Raw genomic sequence first — 2,475 nt, 5'->3', positions numbered from 1 at the left:
AGCTGGCCCGCTTTTTTATCATCGGCAGCGTGCTGCTCGGGGCCGGTGCCGTCTGGGTGGAGGGTGGCCACATGCGTGTCGCGCTGATCGAGCGCCTGCTTCCAGCGCCGCTGTGCCGCCTCCTCAACCTCTATCAGTGGTTTCTGACGTTGGGCATTGCCGTCGGCGCCGCCATCATCAGTTATCGCTACGCGATGTCCGTCTCGATGTTCACCAGCCAGGGGCTGGGGATCAGCAGGACTATTCCCATGCTGTCGGTGCCGATCGGCTTCGCACTGCTGGCCTGGCATGCCCTGTGGCAGGGACCGGCCCCCCTCAAGACGCTCACGGAGGATCCCGCATGACCTTGACCATGCTGGCCGTCTTCCTCGTGCACGTCCTGCTGGGGTTGCCGCTGTTTATCTCGCTGCTCACGACGGCGGTAGTGGGCTTCCTGTTCGTGGATCCCGCGATGATCCCGCGCATGATGCCCCAGCAGTTCTTCAGCGGTATCAATGCCTTCTCGCTGATGGCCATTCCGCTGTTCATCCTGGCCGGTAACCTGATGAACGTGACCCGACTGACGGACCGGCTCATGGCCTTTGCCAAGCTGCTGGTCGGCCACCTGCGCGGCGGCATGGGCCATGTCAACGTGGTCTCCAGCATCTTCTTCGCCGGGGTGAACGGCTCCGCGGTGGCCGACACCTCGGCGCTGGGCTCGCTGCTCGTGCCGCCCATGCGCAAGGAGGGCTACTCCACCGCCTTTGCCGCGGGCCTGACGGCCGGTAGCTCACTGATCGGGCCGATCATCCCGCCCAGCATCTTCATGATCCTCTACGCCTCGCTGACCAACACCTCGGTCGGTGACCTGTTTCTCGCCGGGGTGATCCCAGGCTTGCTGTTGGGTCTCGCGTTCATGAGCATGAACGCCTGGTATGCCTGGCACAAGGGTCTGGAGAAGCGTGGTGGCCTTCCCTCGCGTCGGGAACTGGCCGTGACGGCCCTGGGCGCCCTGCCCGCGCTGGTGGCCCCCTTCATCATCGTCTCGGGGATCGTCATGGGCTTCGTCACACCCACCGAATCCGGTGCTCTCACGGCGCTCTACGTCGCACTGTGCGGCCTGGCGCAGGGCAATCTGCGCATCGCCGACTTCTGGAAAGCCATGGTCGATACCACACGCCTGACCTCGGCGATCTTCCTGATCATGGCCGCCTCGGCCACCATCAGTTGGCTGCTCTCCTATGCCCAGGTACCCAATGAGTTCGTGGCCCTGCTGGCCCCCTACATCGAGCAGCCGGTGGTGATCCTGCTGCTGCTGAGCCTGATCACCTTCGTCACCGGCATGTTCATGGAGGAGGTCTCGGCCCTGATGCTGCTGACGCCGATCTTCTCTCCCGTGGCCATGATGGCGGGCATCGACCCAGTGCACCTGGGCATCATCATCACCTTGAACATCACGATTGCCCTGATCACTCCGCCGATGGGCGCCTGCGTGTTCGTGGCAGCCGCGGTAAGCCGGCTCGAGATCACCTCGCTGTTTCGCACCATCTGGCCGTTCGTGGTGATCGCGATCCTGGTGCTGGTCCTGCTGATCCTGTTTCCCTCTTTGACCCTCTGGCTACCGACCCAGCTTGGTTGACCCCATGGAGACCTTCGTGAACCGCTCTCTTTCATCGCCCATCGACCGCCACCCCGACCCTGACTGGTCGGTGGTGAGCCGCATCCCCATCCTAAATCCGCAGGGTACCCACACCGACCAAGGTGTGTGGGGGAATGCGGAGTGAGCCTTCGGCTCACTTGTGTCGCTCGACACTGATAGCTAATGTGTATATATGTCCAGTATCGTAGCGCGCCCAATATCGATGAAGCGACAGATGGGTCTCAAGTACCGCCTCGACCCGACGCCGCAGCAGGCGGCACGGTTACGGGTGCTGGCTGGTCACGCACGCTTCGTCTGGAACCAGGCCCTGGCGGCATGTCTCTCCGCTCGTGAAAACGGCGATCGAGTGCCACGCTATGGCACGATGGCCGGCTGGATCACCGCCTGGAAGCGTCAGGAGGCGACGACGTTTCTGACCGAGGCGTATACTGACAACCTCCAGCAGAAGCTGCGCGATCTGGATGCCGCCTGGCAGCGTCATTTGATGCCGGGCCTGGCGGCTGACGCGCCCCGCTTCAAGAAGAAAGGCACGTCGCGTGACAGCATCCGCTTCGTCAACTTCCCCAAATACTGTCGGCTCGATCATCGTCGTGTGAAGCTGCCCGCCGGCCTGGGCTGGGTGCGCTTTCGCCAGTCGCGTCCGGTGGTGGGCAAGGTCACCAGTTGCACCGTAGGCCTCGAGGGCGGTCACTGGCACATCAGCTTCCAGGTCGAGATCGAACTGAGCGAGCCGCCGCGTCACCCTGCCACATCGGCCGTTGGCCTGGACATGGGCGTGGCGCATTTCGCTGTGGATTCCAATGGCACCCCCTATGCCGGGCGCAACAGCTTCCGGC

The 2,475-nt window shown here is 63.4% G+C and carries 3 protein-coding genes; all 3 read left to right on the top strand.

The features are described from left to right. Positions 1-344, top strand: a 344-nt coding sequence (locus tag RI841_RS15940; RefSeq protein ID WP_310706615.1) for a TRAP transporter small permease subunit, incomplete at its 5' end; no start/stop codon positions are given. Continuing rightward, positions 341-1,618 carry a TRAP transporter large permease gene (locus RI841_RS15935; RefSeq protein ID WP_310706614.1) on the top strand — a complete coding sequence of 426 codons (1,278 nt, stop codon included), beginning with the start codon at positions 341-343 and terminating at the stop codon, positions 1,616-1,618. The genes RI841_RS15940 and RI841_RS15935, both read left to right, overlap by 4 nt. A 235-nt stretch (positions 1,619-1,853) precedes the next feature. Further along, on the top strand, positions 1,854-2,475 hold a 622-nt coding region (locus tag RI841_RS15930; protein ID WP_310706613.1), incomplete at its 3' end, for a transposase.

This window comes from Halomonas sp. (assembly GCF_031581305.1).
Classification (GTDB): Bacteria; Pseudomonadota; Gammaproteobacteria; order Pseudomonadales; family Halomonadaceae; genus Halomonas.
This window is presented reverse-complemented; position numbering and strand designations above follow the sequence as displayed.

Coding starts and splice junctions, on each gene's coding strand:
- RI841_RS15935 (WP_310706614.1), top strand. CDS start 341: ATGACCTTGACCATGCTGGCCGTCTTCCTCGTGCACGTCCTGCTGGGG.